The organism is Acinetobacter sp. 802_lipA, from assembly GCF_058242885.1.
Window position 1 is genome coordinate 2,196,291 of the sequence record NZ_JBZAYP010000001.1, and the last position, 26,977, is coordinate 2,223,267.

Here is a 26,977-nt window from a genome sequence, read left to right on the forward strand (position 1 = left end):
AATTACACGCAGGCTAAAGCATTCAGTGGTTTTTTATCAACAGAAAAAAGAAAGGAGGCTTATGGATTACAGATGCTATGAATCGCATCAAACAATAATTTTGCTGCGGTCAGGGTTAAGCCGATACCTGCAAATACGGTGATGCTGATGGATGCATTGTCATTAAATGCACTTTCAGAAAAAATAGTGGTACTGATCGAGCTTAGCAACACAATAGCAAAGCAGAAAAGAACCATGGTGGTTGAGCTAACTCTTTTTGCGAACATGTTTGGGACCTCAGAGAACAGCAAAGGAGGATACTAAATATTGATGTCATTAAAATGAATACATTGAAAATGACTTAATTTAGCTTACGGTTTTTGCGAACTTAAAAGAACCCAATTGCTGTTTTAAACCTGTGACAATGCTTTAATAAATGCAAAGAAATGACGCTTTGTGTAGTAGCTATTCTACGGGGAATTGATCGGGAAATATATAAAATTTAATGGATAGGCTGCCCTAATCTAGTGAAAAGGGCATGCGTGGGGGATATAGAATTGTAAGCCTGTGTGTCTATTTGAGTAGCTTGAGCCAATCTTGGGGTTTCAGGTAAAAGTCGGTCAATTTTTTCTCGGCAGAATCGGCCTCCCATTCAGGTCGATATGACCAACCCGCCAAATTCGGCAAGCTCACTAAAATCGACTCAATCCGGCCACCTGTTTGTAAACCAAAGAGCGTGCCGCGGTCATAGACCAAGTTATATTCGACATAACGACCACGACGATAGATTTGAAAGTCGCGTTGCGCCTCGCTATAAGGCTTGTCTTGGTTATGCTGGAAAATCGGAAGAATGGCATTCAGATAGCCATTGCCCACGGCTTGGATATATTGGAAACAGGTTTCAAAGTCCCATTGATTGAGATCATCAAAGAACAATCCACCGACACCACGTTGTTCGTCGCGGTGTTTTAAATAGAAATAGTCATCACACCATTGTTTATGTTCGGCATAGATTTCAGCGCCAAAGGGAGCACACAAGTCGTGTGCTGTCTGATGCCATGACAGCACATCTTCATCATTTGGGTAAAATGGAGTGAGATCGAAGCCCCCTCCAAACCACCAAATTGGGTCTTGACCTTCTTTTTCAGCCACGAATAAGCGCACATTGGCATGTGAAGTCGGGACATTTGGATTTTTTGGATGGATCACTAAAGAAACACCCATGGCCTGTGCTTTGGCACCTGCAATTTGCGGATGGCGCTCAGTCGCTGAAGCGGGGAGTTTAGAAATGTTGATGTGTGAGAACATCACTCCACCTTTTTCAATCACCGTACCATTTTGCAGTACGCGTGAACGACCCCCACCGCCTTCAGGACGCTCCCAATCATCTATTTCAAACTGCGCAGTCCCGCCACCAGCACGTTCTTGTTGTTCAAGTGCGGCACAAATACGAGCCTGTAAGTCGAGAAGAAATTCGCGAACACGTTGGATATCCGCAGACGTTGGGTGCTGCATGAAAAGCCTCATGGAAAAAGATGAAAACTGCCTACATCAAAACATAAAACAGCAAAAAGATTAAGAATATTTTCCGAAGAGTCCTACTGCAGCATTCGATGTTGTGAAGCAATTCAAAAATGAAATGCTGCCATTCGAAAATAACCTGACCAATTCGCTAGGTTGAATTCTGATTCTAAGCTCAGCAGAATAACCAAAGTACAGACCCGAGTTTGGCGATGCAGAATAGGCTGCATCTTCTGAATACGGAAGAGCTGATGGTAAATATGCGCGATTCATTGATTCAAAAATACAATGTTCCTGGTCCACGTTATACCAGTTATCCAACGGTGCCGTATTGGGAAGAGGAGCAGTTTTCTTTAGAGCAATGGAAACAGACGCTGAAAACATCGTTTGCTGAATCGAATTCGACTGAAGGCATAAGTCTGTATATTCATCTGCCTTTTTGTGAAAGTCTCTGTACTTTTTGTGGTTGCCACAAACGCGTGACCAAAAAACATGAGATGGAGCAGCCTTATATTCAGGCGGTTTTAAAGGAATGGTCTCTTTATTGTGACTTGCTTGAAGACAAACCGCGCATTAAAGAAATTCATTTGGGTGGAGGAACGCCCACTTTCTTTTCTCCAGCACATTTAACTCAGTTAATTGAAGGCATCCTTGCGCAAGCAGAGATTGCCGAGCAGCATGAGTTTAGCTTTGAAGGGCATCCCAACAATACCACACGGGAGCATTTGCAAGCCTTGTATGACTTGGGCTTTCGCCGTGTTAGTTATGGGGTACAGGATTATAATGAAATCGTACAAAAAGCCATTCATCGGATACAGCCTTTTGAACATGTCGAGCAAGTGACACAGTGGGCACGTGAAATAGGCTATAGCTCAATTTCACATGATTTGGTCTTTGGTCTGCCTTTTCAAAACTTGGATGATGTGCTCAACACCATTGATCAAACCAAGCGTTTACGCCCAGACCGTCTGGCTTTTTATAGTTATGCACATGTGCCTTGGATCAAAGGCAACGGACAGCGTGGGTTTAAAGACCATGATGTGCCGAAAGATGAAATAAAACGGCAGTGCTACGAAGAAGGGAAGAAAAAATTACTGGCACAGGGTTATCATGAAATTGGTATGGATCATTTTGCTTTAGAAAGTGATGCGATGTACCAATCATTTCAGGCAGGCACTTTGCATCGCAATTTTATGGGTTACACCGCATCAAAAACCCAAGTGATGATTGGTTTAGGTATCTCATCCATCAGCGATAGCTGGTATAGCTTTGCGCAAAATGAAAAAAAACTCGAAGATTATTATACGCGACTCGAAAACAATGAACTTCCGGTCTATCGTGGGCATATTTTAAGTGCTGAAGATCTGATGATTCGTCGTCACATTTTAAATTTGATGTGTAGCTTTCAGACGTCGTGGGCAGAATCAGATATGCAATTTCCTGAATTGGCTGAGGTCTTGGGACAACTGGAAGAAATGCGGGACGATGGTTTATTAGAGATTGGGCCACAGAGTTTACGAGTGACTGAGCAGGGTAAAGCCTTTGTGCGCAATATTTGTATGGCGTTCGATTTGCAGTTAAAACGCCGTCGACCCGAGAGTCGTATTTTCTCAATGACCATCTAATGTCATTAAAGCGCTCTAAGCTGGCCTTTTTCAAGCAGGCTTAGAGTATGTTTTCAAATTTTAAAAATCATCTTTCTTGTACAAGTGTGCCATGCGTTCATGCTTGGTTTTTAAATATTCTTCATTGAAAGGATTTAAACCGACCGTCAAAGGCACACGATCTACCACATTGATCCCTTGCTCTTGCAGTGCTGCAATCTTCAATGGATTGTTGGTAATCAAACGGACTTGTTGAATATTGAGATGATCCAACATAATGCTGACCATGTCATAACGGCGCGCATCGGCAGGGAGATTGAGCATTAGGTTGGCATCAACTGTGTCATGCCCTTGATCTTGTAGCGCATAAGCACGAATTTTATTGGTCAGCCCAATGCCACGACCTTCTTGGCGCAAATACAGAATCACGCCTTGCCCAGCTTCATTGATCAGTTTTTGTGTGGCTTGCAATTGTGGACCACAGTCACACTTCAAGGACGCAAAGGCATCGCCCGTGAGACATTCAGAATGAACACGGACTAAAACGGGTTCTGTGATCGGCTGATCCAAACCTTTTGAGAGTGCAACATGTTCTTCACCGGTCTTAGGATCTTGAAATACGGTGATGTTAAACTCACCAAAAGCAGTCGGTAAACGGGATGTGGCAACAAATTCAATAGGCACAGTTAAACCTGTAAATAGTTCAGAAATTGGCTAAAGTATAGCGTAATGCATCGACATTGGTAGAATTGCATCCATGAATTTATGCAGAAGATTTTCTTTTTTGTATAAAGCGAACGATAATAGTTGATAAATAGTAAGATTATTCAGGATAATCACCTGCACTAAACGAACACCCAGTGAGAGCACTGCTCAAAACTGCATCGCTAGAAATATGGCTGATTGAAGGTGATAGCATTCGACGATATGATCGAATTACCCATTTGACCTAGCTAGATTTGCCAGGCTTTAGAAGGCTTTGCCATATTATGTTGTATACAGAAATACCAGCTCATCGCCCTGTAACACCGTTGTTGGATACGATTGATCATCCTCAACAACTTCGCTCGCTTGAGCAAAGTCAATTAGCACAAGTGGCAGACGAGCTACGTCAATTTATTCTGTATGCCGCAGGACAAAGTGGGGGGCACTTTGGTGCAAACCTCGGTGTAGTCGAACTCACCGTGGCATTACATTATTGCTTTAACACGCCGAATGACCGCTTAATTTGGGATGTCGGTCATCAAGCTTATCCGCATAAAGTATTAACGGGCCGCCGTGAACAGCTCACAACGATTCGTGCCAAAGATGGTTTAGCTGCCTTTCCTGCGCGTGATGAATCGGTATTTGATACCTTTGGGGTTGGACATTCTTCGACTGCGATTTCAGCAGGCCTAGGTATGGCGCTGGCACGTCGTTATCAAAACAATCCATGTGAAGTGGTCGCTATCATTGGCGATGGGGCGATGACAGCGGGTATGGCCTTTGAAGCTATGAACGATGCAGTCGCGCATGATGCGGACTTGATGGTGGTGCTGAATGACAATGATATGTCGATTTCATGCAGCACAGGTGGTTTTGCTAAACATTTGGCTTCAATTTGGGAAAGTGGTCAGTCCATTAATATTTCGGCGGATGGCGAAGCTTATGTACAGTCACATCCTGAATGGATCTATAACTCGCGCTTACATAGCGCAGCGACAGATGCGGCCGACAACGTATTTAAAGCGATTGGTTTTGATTACTTTGGGCCTTTTGATGGGCACGATGTTGAGCAGTTGACACAAGTCTTTACCGCATTGAAAAAACGTAAAGGGCCACGTTTAATTCATGTTTATACCAAAAAAGGCAAAGGTTTCGCACCTGCTGAAGCTGACCAAATCAAATATCACGCGATAACCAAAATAAATGCCAAGTCTGCTCCACAAACTGCGCCCAAATATTCAGATGTCTTTGGTCAATGGTTATGTGATGAAGCGGCACAAGATGAGCGTTTACTGGCAATTACCCCTGCCATGTGCGAAGGCTCAGGTATGGTGGGTTTTGCCAAACAGTATCCACAGCGCTTTTTTGATGTCGCGATTGCAGAACAGCATGCCGTGACTTTGGCGGCGGGCATGGCGTGTGAAGGCTTAAAACCTGTGGTGGCCATTTACTCGACTTTCTTGCAGCGCGGCTACGATCAATTGATTCATGATGTGGCCCTGCAAAACCTAGATGTTACCTTTGGTATAGACCGTGCAGGCTTGGTGGGTGAAGATGGCCCGACTCATGCTGGGGCCTATGACTATGCCTTTATGCGTACCGTACCAAATTTGGTGATTATGGCGCCAAAAGACGAAAATGAATGTCGTCAAATGTTGCATACTGCTTATTTATATAATGGTCCTGCTGCAGTGCGTTACCCGCGTGGCAATGGTTTGGGTGTTGAAATTCAACAACAGATGACCCCGATGGAAATTGGTCAGGCTGAAATTGTAGCGAGCTTTAATGATGCCCAAGACGACGTTATTAGCATTCTCGCTTTTGGTAGTCGTGTTCAGGCCGCAGTAGAGGCAGCACAGAAATTAGCTGAACAAGATTTGGCGGTTCGTGTGGTGAATATGCGCTTTGTTAAACCGCTTGATGAAAAGATGATAGCGACTTTAGCACCATCAACGGCTTTATTTGTTACGGTTGAAGAACATGCGGTGATGGCGGGTGCGGGCAGTGCGGTCAATGAATATTTGGCACAAGCTCAAATCGTGAAACCGATGTTAAATCTCGGATTAGCGGATACATTCATGCATCAAGCCACGCATGCGCAAATGTTGCATCAGGCGGGACTAGATGCAGAAGGCATTGAAAGCTCGGTGCGCCAAGCATGGTCAAAACTTGTACACATGGTTTAAGCACCGTTTTTAAATTTTAGAAACATTTTTTCCCTAAAAGCCCCGATCTTTGATAAGATGCGCAGGCTTTTATGCATTATTCTTTATCAATATCTTCAAATTGTAGTGGGTGTTCAATGGAACCTATGGTGGTGATGGCTGCGCGTGCGGCTCAATTAGTCGGTCAAGAGCTTTTAAAAGCGCATCAAAATCGTCATAAGCTCGATCTACAAGTCGAAGAAAAAGGAATTGATGGTCCTGTAACGCGTGTAGACCGTTATTTGGAACAATTGGCTATCGATACCCTACGTAAAAGCTATAAAAATCACAGCTTCCTTGGTGAAGAGTTTGGTTTTCAAGAAGGTAAAGGTCACGACGCAGATTGGTGTTGGATCATCGACCCACTTGATGGCACGCTAAACTTCATTAACGGTGTTCCTCACTTCTGTATCTCTATTGCAGTTCAACATAAAGGCATTACTCAACACGGCGTGATTTACGACCCTGTGAAAGATGAGTTGTTCTCTGCAAGTCGTGGTCGTGGTGCCATGATGAACCAACGCCGTATTCGTGTAAATGTGAAAGACAGCCTTGAAAATACATTCATGTCTGTGGGGCATGCTTACCGTGCAAAACGTAATGGTGAAGTGATTTCTTATGCAAAAAATCATTTTGATTCATTGTTAAATGTGACTGAAGCTGGCGCGCAATACCGTCGTACAGGTTCTGCAGCATTAGATTTGGCATATGTTGCAGCAGGTCGTTTCGATGCGTACTTCGAACTTGGCTTAAAGCCTTGGGATATCGCAGCAGGCGAGTTGATAGTGAAAGAAGCGGGCGGCACAGTGGTTGATGCACGTGGTGGTAGCGAATCTATGGAAAATGGCCAAGTACTGGCATGTTCTATGAAAATGTTGAAACCTCTGATGAAAGCAGTTGTACCTGCTTGGGGTGAAGCTGCTAAGTAATAACATGCAGATCGTGCTTTAAGACATTGAAAAAGCCCTCAGAAGAGTAATGCCAGTCAGTTAAGAAATTGACTGGCATTTTCTTGGATATTTTTGTGCTTTAATTTTCACTACTCGCGGACATTGCCTTTGCCTTTTTTCAGGTAATACAAATATTTTAGATTGTTCAAATAATTGCGCTAAATGTTTGGGTAGGTTTCCTGCTGATTCTAAAGGTGTGTGCCTTAAGATATTGATAATACTCATAGATGCAACATGGAAACTGATCCTTAAAGGACTCACCTTTGCATGTTCAGCGATAAACCTCATCTGTCTTCTTAAGATATTATATGCAATAAATACCCCCCACAATTCTTGATAGACCAAATCAGGTTGTTTGCTTCTTAAAATCCTTGCATCCTGTAAATCACTTTTAATTTCCCGATAACACATTTCTATTTCCCAACGCTGGATATAAAGCATTGCAAGGTCTTTGAATGGATAAACTTTAGAATCTGTTAATGATGTAATGTAACGTAAGCGTCCGCTGAACACACCTTATGAATTCGTCCTATAAGCCTTAATTTAGTCCTGACTTAAAAACAAGTGGGAACTTAAATTTATGACTACAAATAACCAGACATCCATCGCATCTCTTACGATAAAACGAAGAACATATAGTGCTGAATTTAAACAGCAGATCGTTCAGGCGTGTAAAGCATCGGAGGTTTCAATTGCTTCGGTCGCTTTGCAACATGGATTGAATACAAATCTTGTATCCAAATGGATTCGCTTAATTGATGCTAAGCCAGGGAATGATCGCTCACTACTACCGAATAAACCTGCATTTATTACCTTATCTTGCTCCGCACCATTAGATCCTATCCCTACTGGCATGTTAACGGTTCAAATTACTTTACCCCACTCAAAAGCAGAAATTGGCTTGAAATGGCAAGTATCAGAAATATCTGCTTTAGCAGAATTACTCAAGGCACTTACAACATGATCCGTATCGATGAAATCTGGTTGTCTACTCAGCCCATGGACATGCGTGCAGGTATGGATACGGCCATGGCTCAGGTGGTGAGAGCCTTTGGCTACATCAAACCGCATTGTGCTTACCTGTTCTGTAATAAACGTGGCCATCGCATGAAAGTGCTGGTACATGATGGACTGGGCATCTGGCTGTGTGCCCGGCGGTTGGAACAGGGAAAATTCCACTGGGCTAAAGTTCACCAGGGTGAAAACGTAGCTCTCAGTCCAGAACAGTTACAGGCACTAATTCAGGGTTTGCCTTGGCAGCGCATTGGACGACAGCAAGTGGTAACAATGCTCTAAACTAGGCTGCTACATTCTGCTATTCTCCAAACGTTCTATTTCCTCTGCGTCATGACCTCAGGCATACTGCGGTCATGAAAATGCTGCCTGATTTAAGCCAACTGACCCATGAACAACTGCTGGAATTTACCCGGCAGTTGGCGATGCAGCATCAGTCTCTGGCACAATCAAATCAAGAATTAGAAAAATCAAACCAGCAATTGGATGCCAAAGTTCAACATCTTTCCATTCTCACGCAAAAATACGAGCATGAGCTCGCACTATTTAAACAGCACAAATTTGGCAGTAAAAACGAACATCTCACCGCAAAACAAATCCATCTGTGGGATGAAGCGGTCGAAGAAGATATTGCCGCTGTTGATCTGGAACTGGAACGGCTGAATGCAGATAAAACTGATGCAGCGACACACAAAGCCACAGTCAACAAACCTAAACGTCGACTGCTGCCCGATCATCTACACACCATCCGTATCGAGCATGAACCAACATCAACCCAATGTGCTTGTGGCTGCACCTTGCGTCGTATCGGCGAAGATATCAGTGAAAAACTACATTTCAGACCGGCACAGTTCTATAAGGAACAGCATGTGCGTGGCAAATGGGTCTGTGATCAGTGTGACACCCTGACTCAGCAAGCGATGCCTGCCTATGTGATTGATAAAGGCATTGCTTCACCTGAACTGCTCAGCCATGTGCTGGTATCGAAGTATGCCGATCATTTACCGCTGTACCGTCAACGTCTGATCTATCAGCGGGCGGGAATCGAGCTTTCTAGATCAACGTTATCTGACTGGATAGGTCGCTGCGGTGTGGAACTGGAACCTCTGGCCAATGCCTTAAAACAGGTGGTGCTGCAACAGCGGGTGATCCATGCCGATGAAACGCCGGTCACCATCATGCGGATGGGTGATGATGAGAAAAAACCGAAGAAAGGTTATGTCTGGGCCTATGCCACTACACAGTACAATCCAGTTCAAGCGGTGATCTATGACTTTCAGGATAGCCGTTCAGGTCAGCATGCAGAAGAGTTCCTGAATGGCTGGCAGGGCCATCTGGTCTGTGATGATTACAGTGGTTATAAAGCACGCTTTAAATCAGGCGATGTCATAGAGGTGGGCTGCATGGCGCATGCACGTCGTAAATTCCATGAGCTACATGTGACCGGGAAAAGTCAGATCGCTGAACAGGCATTACTGATGATTCAGAAACTGTATGCGATAGAAGCAGAACTCAGGAAAAAGACCGATGGTACAGCAGAACACCGCCGCGAATACCGACAACAGCACAGCCAACCGGTGATGCAACAACTGTGTGAATGGCTCAACCAACATTATCTGACGGTGCCATCGAGTTCTCCCACCGCCAAGGCCATCAATTACAGTCTGAAGCGTTGGCCAGCCTTAAGCCGCTATCTGGATGATGGCAATCTACCCATTGACAATAACTGGGCAGAGAACTCAATGCGTCCCTGGGCATTGGGCCGTAAGAACTGGTTGTTTGCAGGTTCGCTGCGCAGTGGACAGCGAGCGGCAAATATCATGACTTTAATCCAGTCAGCAAAGCTGAATGGGTTGGATCCGTATGCCTATCTCAGTGATGTGCTGAAAAGGCTGCCGACGCATAAAGCGACCCAAATAGAAGAATTACTACCACATCGCTGGAAATCCAACTCAAATTAAAAAATAGGCATGGGGTTCAGCGGACGCTTACAATGTAACGTCTTGTTTTTCCTGCATATTCAACTTCAATTAAACGTGCTTCCCAATAGTCACCCAATGACGGATTTATCTTTTTTGCTCTTGCTGAAACAGGCATTTTGATCTGAAAGTCATGGGCCGCATTATGATGAATCACTTCATAACGCAGGTTGTCCTTTGCTCGCATCAACCAATGACTCTCTTCTGCCTGAGATTGCCAGCTCACTAAAAAATCAGCAGAGAAGTAAGCACGATCAAATAGGGTAATACTGCGAACTGGTGCTTTTAATTGACTGGCTAAGGTTAATTCACCTTGATCCATACTGCCCATTTGGGCATCAATCATTTCATGGGTATTGGTATTCACCAGGCAAGTCGCTCTAACTTGTGGGTAAGGTGCAGCTGCTGTTTTGCCTTTGGATGAACCAAAGTGCTTAAAGTTTTGTAAGCGTCCGCTAAACACACCTTATGAATTCGTCCTATAAGCCTTAATTTAGTCCTCACTTAAAAACAAGTGGGAACTTAAATTTATGACTACAAATAATCAGACATCCATCGTATCTCTTACGATAAAACGAAGAACATATAGTGCTGAATTTAAACAGCAGATCGTTCAGGCGTGTAAAGCATCGGAGGTTTCAATTGCTTCGGTCGCTTTGCAACATGGATTGAATACACATCTTGTATCCAAATGGATTCGCTTAATTGATGCTAAGCCAGGGAATGATCGCTCACCCCTACCGAATAAACCTACATTTATTGCCTTATCTTGCTCCGCACCATTAGATCCTATCCCTACTGGCATGTTAACGGTTCAAATTACTTTACCCCACTCAAAAGCAGAAATTGGCTTGAAATGGCAAGTATCAGAAATATCTGCTTTAGCAGAATTACTCAAGGCACTTACAACATGATCCGTATCGATGAAATCTGGTTGTCTACCCAGCCCATGGATATGCGAGCAGGAATGGATACTGTCATGGCTCAGGTGGTGAGAGCCTTTGGCTACATCAAACCGCACTGTGCTTACCTGTTCTGTAATAAACGTGGTCATCGTATGAAAGTGTTGGTACATGATGGACTGGGCATCTGGCTGTGTGCCCGGCGTTTGGAACAGGGTAAATTTCACTGGGCTAAAGTTCACCAGGGTGAAAGCGTAGCCCTCAGCCCAGAACAGTTACAGGCACTGATCCAGGGTTTGCCTTGGCAGCGCATTGGACGACAGCAAGTGGTCACAATGCTCTAAACTAGCTTGGTCCATTCTGCTATTCTCCAAACGTTCTATTTCATTCTCTTCATGACCTCAGGCATACTGCGGTCATGAATACGCTGCCTGACTTAAGCCAACTGACCCATGAACAACTGCTGGAATTCACCAGACAGTTGGCGATGCAGCATCAGTCTCTAGCACAATCAAACCAGCAATTAGATGCCAGAGTTCAACATCTTGAAGTCACCAATCAGCAATTAGATTCTAAAGTTCAACATCTTTCTATTCTCAATCAAAAATACGAGCATGAACTCGCACTATTTAAACAGCACAAATTCGGCAGTAAAAACGAACATCTCACTGCAAAACAAATCCATCTATGGGATGAAGCGGTCGAAGAAGATATTGCCGCTGTTGATCTGGAACTGGAACGGCTAAATGCAGATAAAACCAATGCAGCGACACAGAAAGCCAAAACCAATAAACCTAAACGTCGACCACTGCCAGATCATCTACACACCATCCGTATTGAGCATGAACCTGCATCAACCCAATGCAGTTGTGGCTGCCAGTTACGTCGTATCGGCGAAGATATCAGTGAAAAACTGCATTTCAGACCGGCACAGTTCTATAAGGAACAGCATGTGCGTGGCAAATGGGTCTGTGATCAGTGTGACACCCTGACTCAGCAAGCGATGCCCGCCTATGTGATTGATAAAGGCATTGCCAGTCCTGAACTGCTTAGCCATGTGTTGGTCTCGAAATACGCAGATCATTTACCGCTGTACCGTCAACGTCTGATCTATCAGCGGGCGGGAATCGAGCTTTCTAGATCAACTTTATCTGACTGGATAGGTCGCTGCGGTGTAGAACTGGAACCTCTGGCCAATGCTTTAAAAGAGGTGGTGCTGCAACAGCGGGTGATCCATGCCGATGAAACGCCGGTCACCATCATGCGGATGAGTGATGATGAGAAAAAACCGAAGAAAGGTTATGTCTGGGCCTATGCAACAACCCAATATAATCCAATTCAAGCCGTGATCTATAACTTTCAGGATAGTCGTGCAGGCCAGCATGCTGAAGCGTTCCTGAAAGACTGGCAGGGCCATCTGGTCTGTGATGATTACAGTGGTTATAAAGCACGCTTTAAATCAGGCCAAGTCATTGAGGTGGGCTGCATGGCGCATGCTCGTCGTAAATTCCATGAACTGCATGTGACCAAGAAAAGTCAGGTCGCTGAACAGGCCTTAGTGCTGATTCAGAAACTGTATGCCATAGAAGCAGAACTCAGGAGAAAGACCGATGGTACAGCAGAACAGCGCCGCGAATACCGACAACAGCATAGTCAACCGGTGATGCAACAACTGTATGAATGGCTCAACCAGCATCAACTGACGGTGCCATCGAGTTCTCCAACCGCCAAGGCCATCAATTACACTCTGAAGCGTTGGCCAGCTTTAAGCCGCTATCTGGATGATGGCAATCTACCGATTTGCAATAATTGGGTGGAAGTGCGACACGAAGTCGCTTAATGAAGTTGTTCCCCCCTGCGGGAACCACCCGTGTCACCGGGTGAATCTAGAAGGCTGAATAAAGAGCGCCTTCGACAATGTAACGAGGCACCGCAAGGTGCGGGGTATCAATCGTGAGAGGCGTACCCTTCTGGCAGCCATAGCCGGACAAGGGCTAGATAATCGGTATGGTGAACACATGTGAATCTGCGTAACGATCGTTAAGTTGAACGAGCGGAAATGGCTGATACGCTCGAACCAAAACGGTAATGGAGGTGGGAATTGCGTCTTTCGACTACGCATTCGTGACCCATACGCCTCCCGGTCGATAGCAGGCACCTAAGCCGATGTACTTCAGTAAGCGGAACGTGGAAATCCCGTATTACTCCCATTGGGAAAGCAGTTTGCAAAAACTGCCCATGGTGATGCGGGCGAAGGAACGAGGAAAAAGCGAATGCCAGTCTGTAATGGGTTGGATAGAGGTTGAAACATTACCCCACGCGAAAGCGGGCTGACGTCCTTATGGTCTCTCATCACAAGAGAGTGTGTAGAACCCTTTTAATGGAGGGAGAGCAAATGAATGCAGCAGTATCAGCGTGTGCACCTTCCAGCACATCGTGGGACAGCATCGATTGGATTGCTGTACAGCGTCATGTCAGAGGGCTGCAAGCGCGTATTGTGAAGGCGGTACAAGACGGCAGGCATAACAAGGCGAAAGCTTTGCAATGGCTGCTGACTCACTCGTTTAGTGGCAAAGCATTGGCCGTCAAACGAGTGTCTGAAAACAAAGGCAAAAACACGGCTGGGGTCGACAAGGTGACTTGGAATACACCCAAGGCCAAGACCGGTGCGATGATGTCGTTGAAGAGGCGAGGTTACACGCCCCTTCCGCTTCGGAGAGTCCTTATTCCGAAGAAAAATGGCAAGATGAGACCTCTCGGGATACCCACGATGAAATGCCGGGCCATGCAGGCGCTCCATCTGCTGGCTTTGGAACCCATCGCGGAGACCATCGCTGATCGGAACTCTTATGGGTTCAGACCGCAACGCTCAACCGCGGATGCTGCAGCACAGTGCTTTGGTGTGCTGTCAAGAAAAGTAAGTGCGGAGTGGGTGCTAGAGGGTGACATTCAAGGCTGTTTCGACAATATCAGCCATGACTGGATGATCGCCAACCTCCCAATGGACAAGGTGATTCTACGGAAATGGCTCAAAGCCGGTTACGTCTACCAAAGCAAGCTGTTTCCCAGTCTTTCCGGAACACCGCAAGGAGGTATTATCTCCCCGGTGCTGGCCAACATGACCTTGGACGGACTGGAAACGATGCTGGCGAAGAGGTTCTCTAACGCCAAATGGACAGGCAAAAAGCTGCAACTGGTACGGTATGCGGATGATTTCATCATCACGGGGTATTCTAAAGAGTGGCTCGAAAATGAAGTTCGTCCTGCCGTGGTTGAATTTCTGGCGCAGCGCGGTCTCGTGCTCTCTCAGGAAAAGACCAAAATCACGCACATAGGGAACGGGTTCGATTTTCTTGGCTGGAACGTACGTAAGTACAACGGCAAGCTACTGATCAAGCCGTCAAAGGCAAACATCAGCGCTCATCTTGACAAGCTGCGAGCATTAATCAATGCAAACAAAGCGACACGACAGGCCACTTTGATCGGTTTGCTCAACCCGATTCTAAGGGGTTGGGCCAACTATCATAGTCATGTCGTTGCCAAGAAGGTTTTCAACCAGGTAGACAACGCAGTGTGGGAAATGCTCTGGCGATGGGCTGTACGTCGCCACCCTCGCAAGACACTCCGATGGGTCAAAGATCGGTATTTCAAAGTACAAGGAGCGCGTCGATGGGTGTTCTCATGTGATGAACAGTCCGCCGATGGTCGGAAGCGACAATACACATTAGTGTCTGCCTCGGACACGCCAATTGTGCGACATATCAAGATCAAGGCTGCTGCTAACCCTCATGACCCCGCATGGGATGAGTACTTCGAATCCCGATGGGGTAAAAGAATGCTGGTCTCCGCAAAGGGGCGAGCCAAGCTGTATCGGGTGTGGCTAAAACAAGGTGGTCGCTGCTGCGCCTGTCTTAAACCAGTCACCAAAGATACACCATGGCACAGCCGTCATATTGTGAAGCTAAGTCATGGTGGAACGGATGCAGTTGCTAATCTTGAGATTTACCATCTGTATTGTCCGAGGAGTGTTCAGTTTGCCAATGTCAACGATGTATAACCGGGTGCCGAATGGCGCCTTAGCAGAGGCTTGAGCCGTGTGCTGGGAAACTCGCATGCACGGTTCTTAGGGGGTTGGACGTAGGTAACTGCGTCTGACTACCCGACAACCAGGTGCGGCCTTGGGCGTTGGGACGTAAGAACTGGTTATTTGCAGGTTCGCTGCGTAGTGGTCAGCGAGCGGCAAACATCATGACTTTAATCCAGTCAGCAAAGCTGAATGGGCTGGATCCGTATGCCTATTTAAGTGATGTGCTGAAAAGATTGCCGACCCATAAAGTGACCCAAATAGAAGAATTGCTACCACACCGCTGGAAATCCAACTCAAATTAAAAAATAGACATGGGGTTCAGCGGACGCTTACAAAGTTTTCTTCTGTATGAGGCATAGACCAAACCACACCATCTACAGCACAAACGCATAGACCGTGAAAGTTGCTATATTGTTGTTGTGAGTCTTTAAACCATGCCTGACTTAATGTCGAAAATAAAGCACTCATGGGTTCTAAGCCTAAGCGTTGTCTTGCTTGTACGGATGCACTCGGTACACAGTATTCTGCCGTACCGAAAACAAGTTGCAATTGTTGAACCACATACCAAATCGGTTGATTTCGAAATAGAGCAAGTCCGATTACCAGCCAAACAACATGTTCAGCAGGCAGTTTTCTTTTTCGAATTGATGCTTTACCTGTTTGGTCTAAGCAATCTTCAATCCAGTTTAAATCAATCAATTCACTGAATTGTGAAAGTGAAGGTAAGGTTTGTTTTAATGTTAAATCTAGATTCTGAGATAAATTCATAAAAAAAGAGCGTATTTACATACGCTCTTTTTACAGCATTTTAACTTTTTTTGCTTAACTGACTGGCATTACTGCATATGCAGGGCTTTTTCTTTGATATGGATGAAAAAAATAAAGGTCTTTGTGGTGATTTACTTTCTGGCTTTAACCTCTATAGATTGTAAAACATAGGCTGTGCCAGATTCTGATTACCTCTTAATGAAGATCACGCTATACAGAAATAAAGCGGGTTAAAATTAACCAGTGTATAGATACCTATTTAAGCTTGTTGTGTCTAATGTTTATGACAGGTCAGCATGTCAAATCACGGCAGCATTAGAGCAAGAGCTAGTACAATTAATTGCGTCATATGGCTGATAGTTGAGGAAAGAGCAAAGAATACTATTCAATATTTTTCTAGATGGTCAAAAAAATTAAAGTGAAAACCTGCATTTATTCAATCTTTGAGGAAAATATTGTATCAATTTCACGAAAAGAGGTGACTTTTAAAAATATCCTGCTATACTCCGCCCACGCACTAAATTTCGTTCATTACCTGAACATTCTCTTCTATCATTGTGTATGCGCGTCCGGTCCAAAGAGAGGACATTATTTCGCGCCCCACCCAATCGCTTAAGCGATTCCTTCAGGTTGCGGCTGTAATCAAATGTGCGTTATACGCATCGTCGTTCTCGGATCGCCGCTGATTCTATATTTTCAGCGATTATTGCTGTGCCGCTTTTTGCCGATGTCCATCAGACCATATATTTAATGGAGCACCCATTTTTCGGGTGAAATACTCTATGAGCAAAACTTTTGCTGATTTTCCTTTACATGAATCGTTACAACAAGCTTTACAAAGCTTAGGTTTTACTTCTCCTACGCCTGTACAGGAACAATCGATTCCTGCAGCTTTAGAAGGTAAAGACCTTTTAGTATCTAGCCAAACAGGTTCAGGTAAAACTGCAGCGTTCTTACTTCCAACGTTAAACGCACTTGCAGCCCAAGAGACTTTCGTTCCGTTCAAAGAACGTATGAAAGCAATTACTCAACCGAATATCTTGGTTCTTTGCCCAACTCGTGAGTTGGCGCAGCAAGTAAGCCAAGACGCGATTGGGTTTGTCCGTCACATGAAAGGTGCGCGTATTGCAGCGATCATGGGTGGTATGCCGTTTGGTAAGCAAATCCAACAGTTAAAAGGTGCGCAAGTTGTTGTTGCAACACCAGGTCGTTTACTTGACCTTGTAAACCGTCGTCAAATTAAATTAGACCAAGTTGATGCGCTTATTGTTGACGAAGCAGATCGTATGCTAGATCTAGGTTTCTCTGAAGACTTAGAAGCAATTAGCGATCTTGCTGCAAACCGTAAACAGACTTTAATGTTCTCTGCAACATTTGCTGGTCGTATCATTACACTTGCTGAACGCATGATGAATGATCCACAACGGATTGCAATCGAAACTGGTCACTCTACGAATACTGACATCACTCAGACTTTACACTGGACTGATGGCTTTGAGCACAAGAAAAAATTACTAACGCATTGGTTAAGTGCTGAAGACGTAGATCAAGCTGTTGTATTTGCTTCTACTCAAGAAGACACCGATATGTTGGCTGAAGAACTTGCTGAAGCAGGTTTATCAGTTGTAGCACTTCATGGTGCTATGCCACAAACTGTGCGTAACCGTCGTTTACGTAGCATCCGTGAAGGTCGTGCAAAAATTTTAGTTGCAACCGACGTTGCTGCACGTGGTCTTGACGTACCAACCATTTCACACGTAATCAACTTCGGTCTTCCAATGAAGAACGAAGACTATGTACACCGTATTGGTCGTACAGGTCGTGCGGGTCGTACTGGTAAAGCAATCACTTTAGCAACTTACCGTGAACGCGGTAAAATCCGTGCTTTAGAAGATTTCTTAGATGCACGTTTGAATGTATCTGAAATTGAAGGTCTTGAGCCATCTCCACCTCCTGCACGCGGTAGTCGTGATGGCGGCGGTCGTGGTCGTGATGGTCGTGGTCGTGATGGCGGCGGTCGTGGTCGCGGTGGTTTCGGTGGTCGCGATGGCGGCGGTCGTGCTCGTTTCGAAGGTGAGTCTAACTTTAAACGTCGTGAAGGTGGTGATGACCGTCCACGTCGTAGCTACGATGACAAACCTCGTGGTGATCGTCCATCATTTGGTGGTGAAGATCGTCCACGTCGTGAGTTTAATAATGATCGTCCACGTCGTGAAGGCGGTTTCGGTGATCGTCCGCAACGTTCTTTTGATGACCGTCCAAAACGTGATTTTGGTGATCGTCCAGCGCCACGTCGTGAAGGCGGTTTCGGTGATCGTCCGCAACGTTCTTTTGATGATCGTCCAAAGCGTGAATTCAACTCTGATCGTCCACGTCGCGAAGGCGGTTTCAACGATAAGCCACGTTTTGACTCGAATGATGACAACCGCGGTAACCGTGTAGACTACAAACCACGTCGTGAAGGTTCTTTTGGTGACCGTCCAAAACGTGATTTTGGTGATCGTCCAGCGCCACGTCGTGAAGGTGGTTTTGGCGACCGTCCACAACGTTCTTTTGGTGATGACCGTCCAAAACGCACTTTCGGTGGTGAAGACCGTCCTAAGCGTACTTTTGGTGGCGAAGACCGTCCGAAGCGTGAATTTAATTCAGATCGTCCACGTACTGAAGGTGGTTTTGACCGCCCACGTCGTAAGTTTAACGACTAAGTCTGAATGAATAAAAAAACCAGTGGAAACACTGGTTTTTTTTTCTACGGCTGTAAAAAATAAATTAAAATGTATACTGAGTCATATTTTAATTGTATTGATAATAATGATGCACAATAATGAGGTTGAATCAATCGCCACACTCTCTGACGTGAAAGAGGTCAATATGGCACATTATCTCGGACTCTTTTTGCTGATTTGCAATATTCTTTTCTTTGTCTATAGTCGTTATGGATGAAGCAATTCATCTTATGTAGCTTGTTTTCGCCGTTCAAATAAATATAAATACAACCAACTGAAATCAATTCGTGCACAAAATTAGACACGGAATACGCTAACATATCGTTTTTTAATCCTTTATAGTATGCATGCTGAAAAAATGCAGGAAAACGCACAGCTATGAATAATCAAGCGCCTCTGACTGCTCAAGCCCTCATTGAGGTCAAAGATCTGAGCTTTAAGCGAGGGGAACGTGTCATTTATGATCAGGTCAATTTAAAAATTCGACAGGGTCAAATTACGGGCATTATGGGACCATCGGGTACAGGTAAAACCACTTTACTGCGTTTAATTGGCGGTCAATTGACCCCTGACCAAGGTGAAGTGCTTTTTGATGGGCAAAATATTGCGAAAATGTCACGCAAAGAGTTATTCGCTGCGCGTGCGCGTATGGGCATGCTTTTTCAAAGTGGCGCATTGTTTACCGATATGTCGGTGTATGAAAATGTGGCCTTTCCGATAAGAGCACATACCAAGTTGCCAGAACATTTACTGTCAGAAATTATATCTTTAAAACTTGAATCTGTCGGCTTACGTGGCGCAGAACAGATGATGCCTTCTGAGCTCTCAGGTGGGATGAACCGTCGTGTGGCTTTGGCACGTGCAATTGCACTGGATCCTGAGCTGATCATGTACGATGAGCCATTTGCAGGACAAGATCCAATTGTGAAGGGTGTACTCACACGCCTGATTCGGTCATTGCGAGAAGCTCTTGATTTAACAACAATTATTGTCTCACATGACGTGGCTGAAACCTTATCGATCGCAGACTATATCTATGTTGTTGCTGAAGGTAAGGTGCAAGGTGAAGGCACGCCTGAACAGTTACAGGCGAATGCCTCTCCATTTGTTAAACAGTTTTTAACAGGTGCAGTTGAAGGGCCTGTCGATTATCAATTTAGCCATAAGGCATATCTAAATACTGAGGTGCAAGCATGAATGCGATAGCACTCTTAGGTCGACGCGTGATTGAACGGGTTCGCGGCATTGGTGTTGCCAGCCTGATGTTATTACAAATTTTATTTTCGATGCCCACTGCTTTAGGTGTTCGGTTATTTGTTTACCAAATGTACCGTGTTGGGGTGTTATCGCTGCTCATTATTGTGGTGTCAGGGCTATTTATTGGTGCGGTACTGGGCTTACAGATGTATAGCATCTTGGTGACCTTTGGTAGTGAAGCGATGCTGGGTACAGCGGTTGCATTGACCTTACTCCGTGAGTTAGCACCTGTGGTTGCGGCATTGCTGTTTGCAGGTCGTGCGGGTTCTGCATTAACGGCTGAGATTGGCTTAATGAAAGCCACAGAGCAGCTGTCCAGTATGGAAATGATCGGGGTTGATCCACTTAAACGTGTGATTTCGCCGCGACTTTGGGCAGGTATTTTTAGTTTGCCGATGCTGTCTGTCATCTTTGCTGCGGTGGGGATTATGGGCGGTAAAATGGTGGGTGTAGACTTCTTGGGTGCAGATGAAGGCTCTTACTGGAGTGGCATTCAAAGTAGCGTAGAATTCTATAAAGATGTCCTGAATGGCACCATCATTAAAAGTTTTGTTTTTGCTTTAATTTGTACATGGATTGCGGTGTATCAAGGCTATGCCTGTGAACCGACATCTGAAGGTATTGCGACATCAACCACACGCACTGTGGTGTATTCATCGCTCTGTGTTTTAGGTTTTGATTTTGTGTTGACTGCGGTCATGTTTGGAGGTGTTTAATGAAATCACGTGCAAGTGAGCTGGCAGTCGGCATATTTGTCATTTTGTTCGGTATCGCTTTGTTCTTTATTGCGATGCGAGTGAGTGGCTTGGTGGGATCAAATCTCAGTGATCGCTATGAGATGAGTGCAACCTTCGATAATGTAAATGGTTTAAAACCACGTGCGAAAGTGACGATGAGTGGGGTAAAAATTGGTCAAGTTGATCAAATTAGCTTAGACCCTGTGACACGTTTAGCCACGGTTTCTTTTTCTTTGGATGGTAAATTAACGACCTTTAATGCAGCACAACTCAAAGAAGTTGAAAAGAATGCACTTGAAGAGCTTCGTTACAGTAGCGACTATACCGCTGCGGATGCTGCGCAACAAAAAGAAATGGAAAAGCAACTTATTGCGAACATGAAGTCCATCACCAGCATTGATGAAGATGCTTATATTATGGTGGCAACCAATGGTCTGCTAGGTGAGAAGTACTTGAAAATTGTTCCAGGGGGCGGTTTGAACTATGTGAAACGTGGTGAAAGCATTGGCAATACCCAAGGCACAATGGACCTAGAAGACTTAATTAGTAAATTTATTACGGGTGGTGCTGGTAAATCGAAAGATGCTTCAACAACAACTGAGCAACCTGAAACCACTGAAATAGCAGATGCCAACGTGTCATTTGTTGAATGATTTGAAGAGGACCAATTGTAGTGAATACTTTATTGAAACAAACACTGACAGCTAGCATTTTAACTACAATGTTTGCAGGTACTGCTTTTGCAGCACCAAGTGAAGCACCACCTGCTTTTGTTAAAAAAGTGGCAGATGCTTTGATTGCGCGTTTAAAAGCGGATCATGCCAAGCTACAAAACAACCCAGCTGCCGTGAAAACGATTGTTCGTCAAAACTTAGACCCGTATGTGGATTCACAAGCGTTTTCTCGTATTGTGATGGGGACTTATGCAACTAATCAATACAGTTCAGCTGCACAACGCGCGAAGTTTGAAAATAATTTCCGTGAAACACTGATTGAAAACTACGGTACTGCATTTGCCAAGTTCAGCAATCAGACATATACCATCCGTCCGTATAAAGAAACCAATAGCAAAAACCCTGTGGTGACGATCGACTTTAATAACAAAGGCGAAAAAATCCCAGTGTCTTTCCAGTTGGCGGATAAAGGCAACCAATGGAAAATCCGTAATATCAATGTGTCGGGTATCGACCTTGGTTTACAGTTCCGTAATCAGTTCGCGGCAACGGTTAAACGTAATGGTGGCGACCTAGATAAAGCGATTGCAAATTTCCAACCTGATGCAGAAGCAGCGGTTGAAAAGAAAAAATAAGTAGGTGAAAGGTGATTAACTTTAGCAATCAGGAAATGCAGCTTTCAGGTCAGATTACATATGACAATGCTGAAAGTTACTATCAACAAGGTTTGAAGGTGATTCAGTCACAGTCTTATCCTGTGGTGGTGAATTTGGCCCAACTGGAGCATGGTAGTACATTAGCATTAGCAGTATTGGTGCGTTGGTTACGTCAAACACCCGATGCACATAGTTTACATTTTAAAGCTGTACCTGAAAAAATGATGAAAGTGATTCAAGCCTGTCATTTACAGGATGACTTAAAGTTAATCCCTTAAATAAAAAAAGCACCTTAAGGTGCTTTTTTTATATGTTGCATTTCTTAAATCTATTGGGAAAGGCAGTGTTTTAACGTGTACTCAAATCCATTTCTTCCAGCGGAAGTAAATGAGCGGACCAATCAGGAACGCCATTAAGATCAGGCTAACCACAATAAAACTGGTGCCGCCTTTGGCAAAAGGCAACACGTCGGTGTTCATGCCGTAAATACTGGCAATCAGCATTGGTGGAGCGAGCATACTGGGTAAGATAGAGAAGCGACGAATCGTGTCATTCTGCTCGGTGTTAATGAAGCCTGAGGTGGTATCCAGTAAGAATCGTACTTTTTGGAACAAGAAGGCATCGTGCTCAACTAGTGAGCGAACGTCTTCACTGAGCTCTCGAATGTCTGCATCATAAATATGACTGCCTAAAGCACGCGGGCGTGATAGAAAGGTCAGTACACGACGTAAGTCAATCAAACACAGCTGTGCTTTTCCAAGCATATCTTCCAAGTGGGCCAGACGGGTAATCATGTCATCTAAGTCGAGAATCATCTCGCGGTGACGGTTATTCAGCACTTCTGTGGAATACTTTTCCAAGTCCTTGTGGATATCTTCTAAGATATCCGCAAGCTCGTCCAGCTTCGCCTCGAGTAAACCGAGTAAGATCCACGTTGGATCTTTATAGTCAATTTCGTAGTCATTGCGGCGCGCACGCGCACGAAAGGCACGGAACGCTACCAGTTTTTCCCCGCGAAGGGTAAAGAGACGTTCTTTATGTAAAATGAAAGCGACAGTTTGTACCGTGGCAAGGGCACCGCTGCTTTCTTCAGGCTCACCATCGACTTGATAGTTTTTATTTTTCGTTAAAAAATACGTACTGATATGCAAAATACCGTCGTCATCACGGTAGAATCGAGCTGAAGATGAAATGTCTTCGAGTGATTTTAGCGTAGGTAAATTTTGTTCATATGCATCTAAAATCCACTGTTGTTCTTCTTGGGAGGGAGCAATGAGGTCAAGCCAGACCAAATCGGGCTGAAGATCGAAATCGCCATTAATGGTGATGTCTTCTAAGCTACCGCGCTCTGTGGCGTAAAAGGCTTCAAGCATGCCGTCTTTCTCCTTTGCGCAGTAATGGTTGAAGTGGATGGGTGTATTTTAGACAAGGATTGCAATAAAAACACTGATCGAATGGTTAAATTGCTAAAAAATATCCATTCATTTTAGTGAAGTTGCATGACAATTAAATATCAGAGTAAAAAATGACAAATTCAATTGCGATCTTTTGTGGTTCTGCATTAGGTTCAGATCCAATCTTTTCCGAAACAGCACGTCAGGTTGGACACACCATTGCAGAACAAGGCAAAACCTTGGTCTATGGTGGTGGCCGTTCGGGCTTAATGGGTATTGTGGCTGACAGTGCTTTAGAGGCAGGCGGTCAAGTGATTGGCGTGATTCCACACGTGCTGGTGGATCGTGAGTTGGCGCATCAAGGCTTGACCGAGTTACATGTCGTCAAAGACATGCAAGAACGGAAACTGAAAATGTCAGCCTTGTCGGATGGATTTATTGCAATGCCAGGCGGTGCAGGGACTTTAGAAGAAATCTTTGAACAATGGACGTGGGCGCAGCTCGGCATTCACCTCAAGCCGAATGCCTTTTTAAATGTAAATGGCTTTTATGATGATTTACTTAAATTCCTAAAGATGACCACCGACAAAGGCTTTACCCATGCGCGCTTTACCGACAGCCTGATTGTATCGGATTCGGTGAAAGCCATTTTAAAGCAGATGGATCAGTTCCAAGCACCTGAACCGAAGTGGGGCATGGTTGATCCTGAGTTGTTGGATGTCAAAGCATGAAGGTGATTACGGTCGCTGCGGCTATTATTGTGAATGAACAGCAGCAGCTTTTATTGGTGCGTAAGCAGAACACTGTGTGTTTTATGCAAGTGGGCGGCAAGCTTGAGCCCAATGAAGCACCTGAGCAAACCATGCTGCGTGAGATTCGGGAGGAAATTGGAAGTGATGCGACGATTGAACAGTTTGTTGGTCGTTTTGAAACAGCCACCGCCAATGAACCTGATTTTAAATTGGTCAGCTATGTTTACCATGTTCAGCTTCAGCAAGCGCCACAAATTGCGGCTGAAATTGCAGAAATGAAATGGGTCAGTTTGAATGACCAGCAGACTGCACTTGCACCGCTGACCACTGAGGTGGTCATGCCATGGGTACGTGAACATTTGATGATTGACGTAGTCTAATTATTCAAGTGCATAGGCAATACACGCTGCGCTGACTTTATGACAACCCAATTGTTCAAGCTGTAAAGTCAGTGCCTGAATCGAGCTGCCTGTGGTCACGACATCATCCAAAATCAAAACACGTCGGTAGAGTTTTACGTACTGGCGTTGCTGTGAATCGATTTTAAACTGTTGATGAATTTTATCTAAGCGTTCTAGTCGACTGAGTCCTTTTTGCGAATGTTGATGCAGTCGTATCACAGGCTGCCAAATGGGAACATTGAACTGCTTGGCTAAGTCTTTGGCGAGGATCATTGATTGGTTGTAGCCACGTTCCGCTAAACGCTGAGTCGAAATCGGCATAGGAACAATTGCTTGCACTTTCGGTAAGCGAATTTGCTGAAGAATGCCTGACAGTAGAGGCTGCCAATGCAGTTGTTGTTCGTATTTGAACTGCTGAATAAGATGATCTAAAGGATATTGATAATGTCCCGCCACATGAATACTTAGCTCTTGTTTTTCAATGGTCTGTGGATGCAGTGGGAGTTGTTGCCAGCAATCCAAACAGACCGAATGTAGATCTGCGCGTACAATGCCACACAACTGACAGGGCTGTGCTCTGTGTAGCAACTGTTTGGCAGTATGTAGCAGATGACTAAACATAGGCATAGCGTGGTGCTTCAGGCAGCCAGCGTTTCAGTAAGGCTTCAGCATTTTGTGGATAGTCTTTTAAAATCTGAGCTGCGACAAAATGGGCTTGATTGAGCAAATGATCATCGCGTTCTAGTTTCGCCACACGAAAGCCCATATCACCCGTTTGTTTGGTACCGAGCAATTCACCAGGGCCACGAATTTCCAAATCTTTTTCGGCAATTAAAAAGCCATCATTGGTTTCCCGCATGATGCGTAGGCGTTCTTGTCCATTTTGAGACAGTGGGCTTTTATATAATAGGGCGCAAAAGCTAGCCTTGGCGCCTCGACCAACACGGCCACGTAATTGGTGTAATTGAGAGAGTCCTAAACGTTCTGCATTTTCAATCACCATGATCGAGGCATTCGGTACATCGACTCCCACTTCAATCACTGTGGTCGCAATCAAGAGTTGTAATTCATTCGCTTTAAACTGTTGCATCACTGCTTGTTTTTCGTCGGCTTTCATTTTGCCATGTACAAGGCCAATGTTGAGTTCGGGGAAACGTTCTTTAATTTCTAAATAGGTCGCTTCAGCAGCTTGAGCATCTAAGGTTTCAGACTCTTCAACCAAGGTGCAGACCCAGTAAGCTTGTTTGCCTTCTAGGCAGTTACTAGCAATACGCTGTAGGACTTCCTCTCGGCGGTCAAGTGGAATGGTTACAGTTTGAATCGGCGTTCGTCCGGGTGGAAGTTCATCAATCACGGACGTGTCCAAGTCTCCATAGGCAGACATAGCTAAAGTCCGTGGAATAGGGGTTGCGGTCATCACCAATTGATGTGGGGTCATATTCTGCGCGCCTTTATTGCGTAGGGCTAAGCGCTGATCGACCCCGAAGCGGTGCTGCTCATCAATAATGACTAATCCAAGTTTGGCAAAGCGGACATTGTCTTGAAACAGGGCGTGTGTACCTACCACTAGATGCGCTGTGCCATCGACAATGGCTTGTTCGGCTGCGGCACGGGCTTTACCTTTTTGTTTACCTGAAAGCCAAGACACACTAAGTCCCAAAGGCTCAAACCATTTTTTAAAGTTGAGATAATGTTGTTCCGCCAAAATTTCAGTCGGTGCCATTAATGCTACTTGCCAACCTTCTTCTAAGACATGGCAGGCTGCGACGCCTGCGACCAAGGTTTTGCCTGCGCCGACATCGCCTTGAACCAAACGTAACATCGGTTTATTGAGTTTTAAGTCTTGTACAATTTCTTTGGAGACGCGCTTTTGTGCATTGGTCATTTCAAAAGGCAGACTGCTGAGCAGTTGTTTGGCAAACTGACGACTGGCAGAAATACGTGGTGCTTCAATCTGTTGGATATAGGCACGACGGCTTAATAAACTGACCTGATGCGCAACCAATTCTTCAAAAATCAAACGTTGCTGGGCAGGATGTGAGCCTTGGCTCAGTTGCAGCATATTGGCATCTACAGGAGGATGATGGATGTAATCCAACGCCTGTTTAAGTGCATAGCCATTGGTAAATTTTGCGGGCAGCAGTTCAGGTAAATCATCACTGTGCTTGGCTAAAGCCTGTTTGATGTATTCACGAAACTTAGGTTGCGTCAGACCTTCTGTGCTGGGGTAAATCGCAGTCAGTTGGGTTTGTGGAAGTGGCGTATGTTCTGTAATGAGTTGAATTTCGGGGTGATACATTTCCAGACCACGTGCACCCACACGGACTTCACCAAAAATACGCAGACGGTTGCCAACCTTTGCGCGATCCGTTAAGCCTTTATAGATATGGTAAAAGCGTAAAGTCACTTTGCCAAAGTCGTCTTGCAGTCCAATCGCCATCGATTTACGTTTACCCGGCGGAAAGTCTACACCTTGAATCGTGCCTTCGAGTAAATAGCTACGCCCCACAGTCAATTGGTTCATGGGGATGATCGTGCTACGATCTTCATAGTCTCGTGGCAGATGAAACAGCAGATCATCTGTAGTGAAGAGATTCAACTTTTCAAGTAGTGCAGCAGAGGCAGCTCCGACCCCCTGCAACTGATGGACTGCAGCCATGTCCCCTC

Annotated in this window: 23 protein-coding genes and 5 pseudogenes; 19 read left to right on the plus strand and 9 right to left on the minus strand. The window is 44.9% G+C overall.

Features of this window, described 5'->3' with window-relative positions:
- Positions 1 to 59: 59 nt before the first annotated feature.
- Together AC4CU3_RS10750 and hemF are read right to left on the minus strand one after the other, a co-directional pair.
- Entirely contained in the window at positions 60 to 266 is a 207-nt protein-coding gene (locus AC4CU3_RS10750) for a hypothetical protein (protein ID WP_010327619.1), read from the minus strand.
- Between the two features lie 286 nt (positions 267 to 552).
- Positions 553 to 1,494: an oxygen-dependent coproporphyrinogen oxidase gene (hemF, locus tag AC4CU3_RS10755; RefSeq protein ID WP_205667558.1), complete on the minus strand. Its 942-nt coding sequence runs from the start codon at positions 1,492 to 1,494 to the stop codon at positions 553 to 555.
- Between the two features lie 266 nt (positions 1,495 to 1,760).
- Here hemF and hemN point away from each other — a divergent pair, with 266 nt between their 5' ends.
- The gene (gene hemN, locus AC4CU3_RS10760; RefSeq protein WP_279044466.1) at positions 1,761 to 3,125 is read left to right on the plus strand and encodes an oxygen-independent coproporphyrinogen III oxidase; all 1,365 of its coding nucleotides are present in this window, start codon (positions 1,761 to 1,763) and stop codon (positions 3,123 to 3,125) included.
- A 60-nt stretch (positions 3,126 to 3,185) separates the two neighbouring features.
- Here the strand turns inward: hemN and ribA are convergent, their stop codons facing one another.
- The gene (gene ribA, locus AC4CU3_RS10765) at positions 3,186 to 3,788 is read right to left on the minus strand and encodes a GTP cyclohydrolase II (protein ID WP_058870370.1); all 603 of its coding nucleotides are present in this window, start codon (positions 3,786 to 3,788) and stop codon (positions 3,186 to 3,188) included.
- Between the two features lie 305 nt (positions 3,789 to 4,093).
- On the opposite strand from ribA, the gene dxs reads away from it, so the two are divergent.
- Both dxs and AC4CU3_RS10775 read left to right on the plus strand, forming a co-directional pair.
- On the plus strand, positions 4,094 to 5,995 hold the full coding sequence (gene dxs / locus AC4CU3_RS10770; protein ID WP_419381022.1) for a 1-deoxy-D-xylulose-5-phosphate synthase: 1,902 nt from the start codon (positions 4,094 to 4,096) through the stop codon (positions 5,993 to 5,995).
- Positions 5,996 to 6,111: 116 nt separating this feature from the next.
- Positions 6,112 to 6,942 (plus strand): inositol monophosphatase family protein, encoded by an 831-nt coding sequence (locus tag AC4CU3_RS10775; RefSeq protein ID WP_004691373.1) that lies wholly within the window; start codon positions 6,112 to 6,114, stop codon positions 6,940 to 6,942.
- A gap of 60 nt (positions 6,943 to 7,002) precedes the next feature.
- Here the strand turns inward: AC4CU3_RS10775 and AC4CU3_RS10780 are convergent.
- Positions 7,003 to 7,461, minus strand: a pseudogene (locus AC4CU3_RS10780) (transposase); the annotation flags it as partial.
- Positions 7,462 to 7,543: 82 nt separating this feature from the next.
- Between AC4CU3_RS10780 and tnpA the strand changes: the two are divergent.
- The 3 genes from tnpA (at position 7,544) to tnpC (AC4CU3_RS10795) (ending at position 9,938) form a co-directional block, all read left to right on the plus strand.
- On the plus strand, positions 7,544 to 7,927 hold the full coding sequence (gene tnpA, locus AC4CU3_RS10785) for an IS66-like element accessory protein TnpA (RefSeq protein WP_004684363.1): 384 nt from the start codon (positions 7,544 to 7,546) through the stop codon (positions 7,925 to 7,927).
- On the plus strand, positions 7,924 to 8,259 hold the full coding sequence (gene tnpB, locus AC4CU3_RS10790) for an IS66 family insertion sequence element accessory protein TnpB (protein WP_043974827.1): 336 nt from the start codon (positions 7,924 to 7,926) through the stop codon (positions 8,257 to 8,259). The genes tnpA and tnpB (AC4CU3_RS10790) overlap by 4 nt, the downstream gene beginning before the upstream one ends.
- Before the next feature lie 74 nt (positions 8,260 to 8,333).
- On the plus strand, positions 8,334 to 9,938 hold the full coding sequence (gene tnpC, locus AC4CU3_RS10795; RefSeq protein WP_201952670.1) for an IS66 family transposase: 1,605 nt from the start codon (positions 8,334 to 8,336) through the stop codon (positions 9,936 to 9,938).
- A gap of 22 nt (positions 9,939 to 9,960) precedes the next feature.
- Here tnpC (AC4CU3_RS10795) and AC4CU3_RS10800 read toward each other — a convergent pair.
- Positions 9,961 to 10,401 (minus strand): annotated as a pseudogene (locus AC4CU3_RS10800) (transposase); the annotation flags it as partial.
- Between the two features lie 85 nt (positions 10,402 to 10,486).
- Between AC4CU3_RS10800 and AC4CU3_RS10805 the strand changes: the two are divergent.
- The 5 genes and pseudogenes from AC4CU3_RS10805 to AC4CU3_RS10825 all read left to right on the plus strand — a co-directional run.
- Positions 10,487 to 10,870, plus strand: a complete 384-nt coding sequence (locus AC4CU3_RS10805; protein WP_490738197.1) for a transposase — start codon at positions 10,487 to 10,489, stop codon at positions 10,868 to 10,870.
- Positions 10,867 to 11,202, plus strand: a complete 336-nt coding sequence (gene tnpB / locus AC4CU3_RS10810; RefSeq protein WP_023274422.1) for an IS66 family insertion sequence element accessory protein TnpB — start codon at positions 10,867 to 10,869, stop codon at positions 11,200 to 11,202. Before AC4CU3_RS10805 ends, tnpB (AC4CU3_RS10810) begins: the two co-directional genes overlap by 4 nt.
- Positions 11,203 to 11,276: 74 nt before the next feature.
- A pseudogene (gene tnpC / locus AC4CU3_RS10815) lies at positions 11,277 to 12,677 on the plus strand (IS66 family transposase); the annotation flags it as partial.
- Positions 12,678 to 13,253: 576 nt separating this feature from the next.
- Positions 13,254 to 14,915: a group II intron reverse transcriptase/maturase gene (gene ltrA / locus AC4CU3_RS10820; protein ID WP_005167203.1), complete on the plus strand. Its 1,662-nt coding sequence runs from the start codon at positions 13,254 to 13,256 to the stop codon at positions 14,913 to 14,915.
- Between the two features lie 104 nt (positions 14,916 to 15,019).
- Positions 15,020 to 15,247: pseudogene (locus AC4CU3_RS10825) on the plus strand (transposase domain-containing protein); the annotation flags it as partial.
- Positions 15,248 to 15,278: 31 nt separating this feature from the next.
- Here AC4CU3_RS10825 and AC4CU3_RS10830 read toward each other — a convergent pair.
- A pseudogene (locus AC4CU3_RS10830) lies at positions 15,279 to 15,713 on the minus strand (transposase domain-containing protein); the annotation flags it as partial.
- A gap of 782 nt (positions 15,714 to 16,495) precedes the next feature.
- Here AC4CU3_RS10830 and AC4CU3_RS10835 point away from each other — a divergent pair.
- From AC4CU3_RS10835 to AC4CU3_RS10860, 6 genes are all read left to right on the plus strand, one after another.
- The gene (locus tag AC4CU3_RS10835) at positions 16,496 to 18,418 is read left to right on the plus strand and encodes a DEAD/DEAH box helicase (protein WP_004977947.1); all 1,923 of its coding nucleotides are present in this window, start codon (positions 16,496 to 16,498) and stop codon (positions 18,416 to 18,418) included.
- A gap of 399 nt (positions 18,419 to 18,817) precedes the next feature.
- On the plus strand, positions 18,818 to 19,636 hold the full coding sequence (locus AC4CU3_RS10840) for an ABC transporter ATP-binding protein (protein WP_004691369.1): 819 nt from the start codon (positions 18,818 to 18,820) through the stop codon (positions 19,634 to 19,636).
- Positions 19,633 to 20,412, plus strand: a complete 780-nt coding sequence (mlaE, locus tag AC4CU3_RS10845; RefSeq protein WP_004691368.1) for a lipid asymmetry maintenance ABC transporter permease subunit MlaE — start codon at positions 19,633 to 19,635, stop codon at positions 20,410 to 20,412. Before AC4CU3_RS10840 ends, mlaE begins: the two co-directional genes overlap by 4 nt.
- Positions 20,412 to 21,086 (plus strand): outer membrane lipid asymmetry maintenance protein MlaD, encoded by a 675-nt coding sequence (mlaD, locus tag AC4CU3_RS10850; protein WP_279043848.1) that lies wholly within the window; start codon positions 20,412 to 20,414, stop codon positions 21,084 to 21,086. The genes mlaE and mlaD overlap by 1 nt, the downstream gene beginning before the upstream one ends.
- Before the next feature lie 20 nt (positions 21,087 to 21,106).
- Entirely contained in the window at positions 21,107 to 21,742 is a 636-nt protein-coding gene (locus AC4CU3_RS10855) for an MlaC/ttg2D family ABC transporter substrate-binding protein (protein WP_125273539.1), read from the plus strand.
- Between the two features lie 11 nt (positions 21,743 to 21,753).
- Positions 21,754 to 22,041, plus strand: a complete 288-nt coding sequence (locus tag AC4CU3_RS10860) for an STAS domain-containing protein (RefSeq protein ID WP_004691363.1) — start codon at positions 21,754 to 21,756, stop codon at positions 22,039 to 22,041.
- Positions 22,042 to 22,122: 81 nt separating this feature from the next.
- Here the strand turns inward: AC4CU3_RS10860 and AC4CU3_RS10865 are convergent, their stop codons facing one another.
- Complete coding sequence (locus AC4CU3_RS10865) at positions 22,123 to 23,136, minus strand: CorA family divalent cation transporter (RefSeq protein ID WP_004691361.1); 1,014 nt, start codon at positions 23,134 to 23,136, stop codon at positions 22,123 to 22,125.
- Positions 23,137 to 23,288: 152 nt separating this feature from the next.
- Here AC4CU3_RS10865 and AC4CU3_RS10870 point away from each other — a divergent pair, with 152 nt between their 5' ends.
- A complete protein-coding gene (locus AC4CU3_RS10870) occupies positions 23,289 to 23,888 on the plus strand; it encodes an LOG family protein (RefSeq protein ID WP_078426687.1) in 600 nt (199 codons plus the stop codon).
- Complete coding sequence (locus AC4CU3_RS10875; protein ID WP_279043849.1) at positions 23,885 to 24,289, plus strand: NUDIX hydrolase; 405 nt, start codon at positions 23,885 to 23,887, stop codon at positions 24,287 to 24,289. The genes AC4CU3_RS10870 and AC4CU3_RS10875 overlap by 4 nt, the downstream gene beginning before the upstream one ends.
- Here AC4CU3_RS10875 and AC4CU3_RS10880 read toward each other — a convergent pair whose 3' ends face one another.
- Together AC4CU3_RS10880 and recG are read right to left on the minus strand one after the other, a co-directional pair.
- Positions 24,290 to 24,937, minus strand: coding sequence for a ComF family protein (locus AC4CU3_RS10880; protein WP_010327610.1), 648 nt, complete (start codon positions 24,935 to 24,937; stop codon positions 24,290 to 24,292).
- Positions 24,924 to 26,969 (minus strand): ATP-dependent DNA helicase RecG, encoded by a 2,046-nt coding sequence (recG, locus tag AC4CU3_RS10885; protein WP_279043850.1) that lies wholly within the window; start codon positions 26,967 to 26,969, stop codon positions 24,924 to 24,926. The genes AC4CU3_RS10880 and recG overlap by 14 nt, the downstream gene beginning before the upstream one ends.
- Between the last annotated feature and the right edge of the window lie 8 nt (positions 26,970 to 26,977).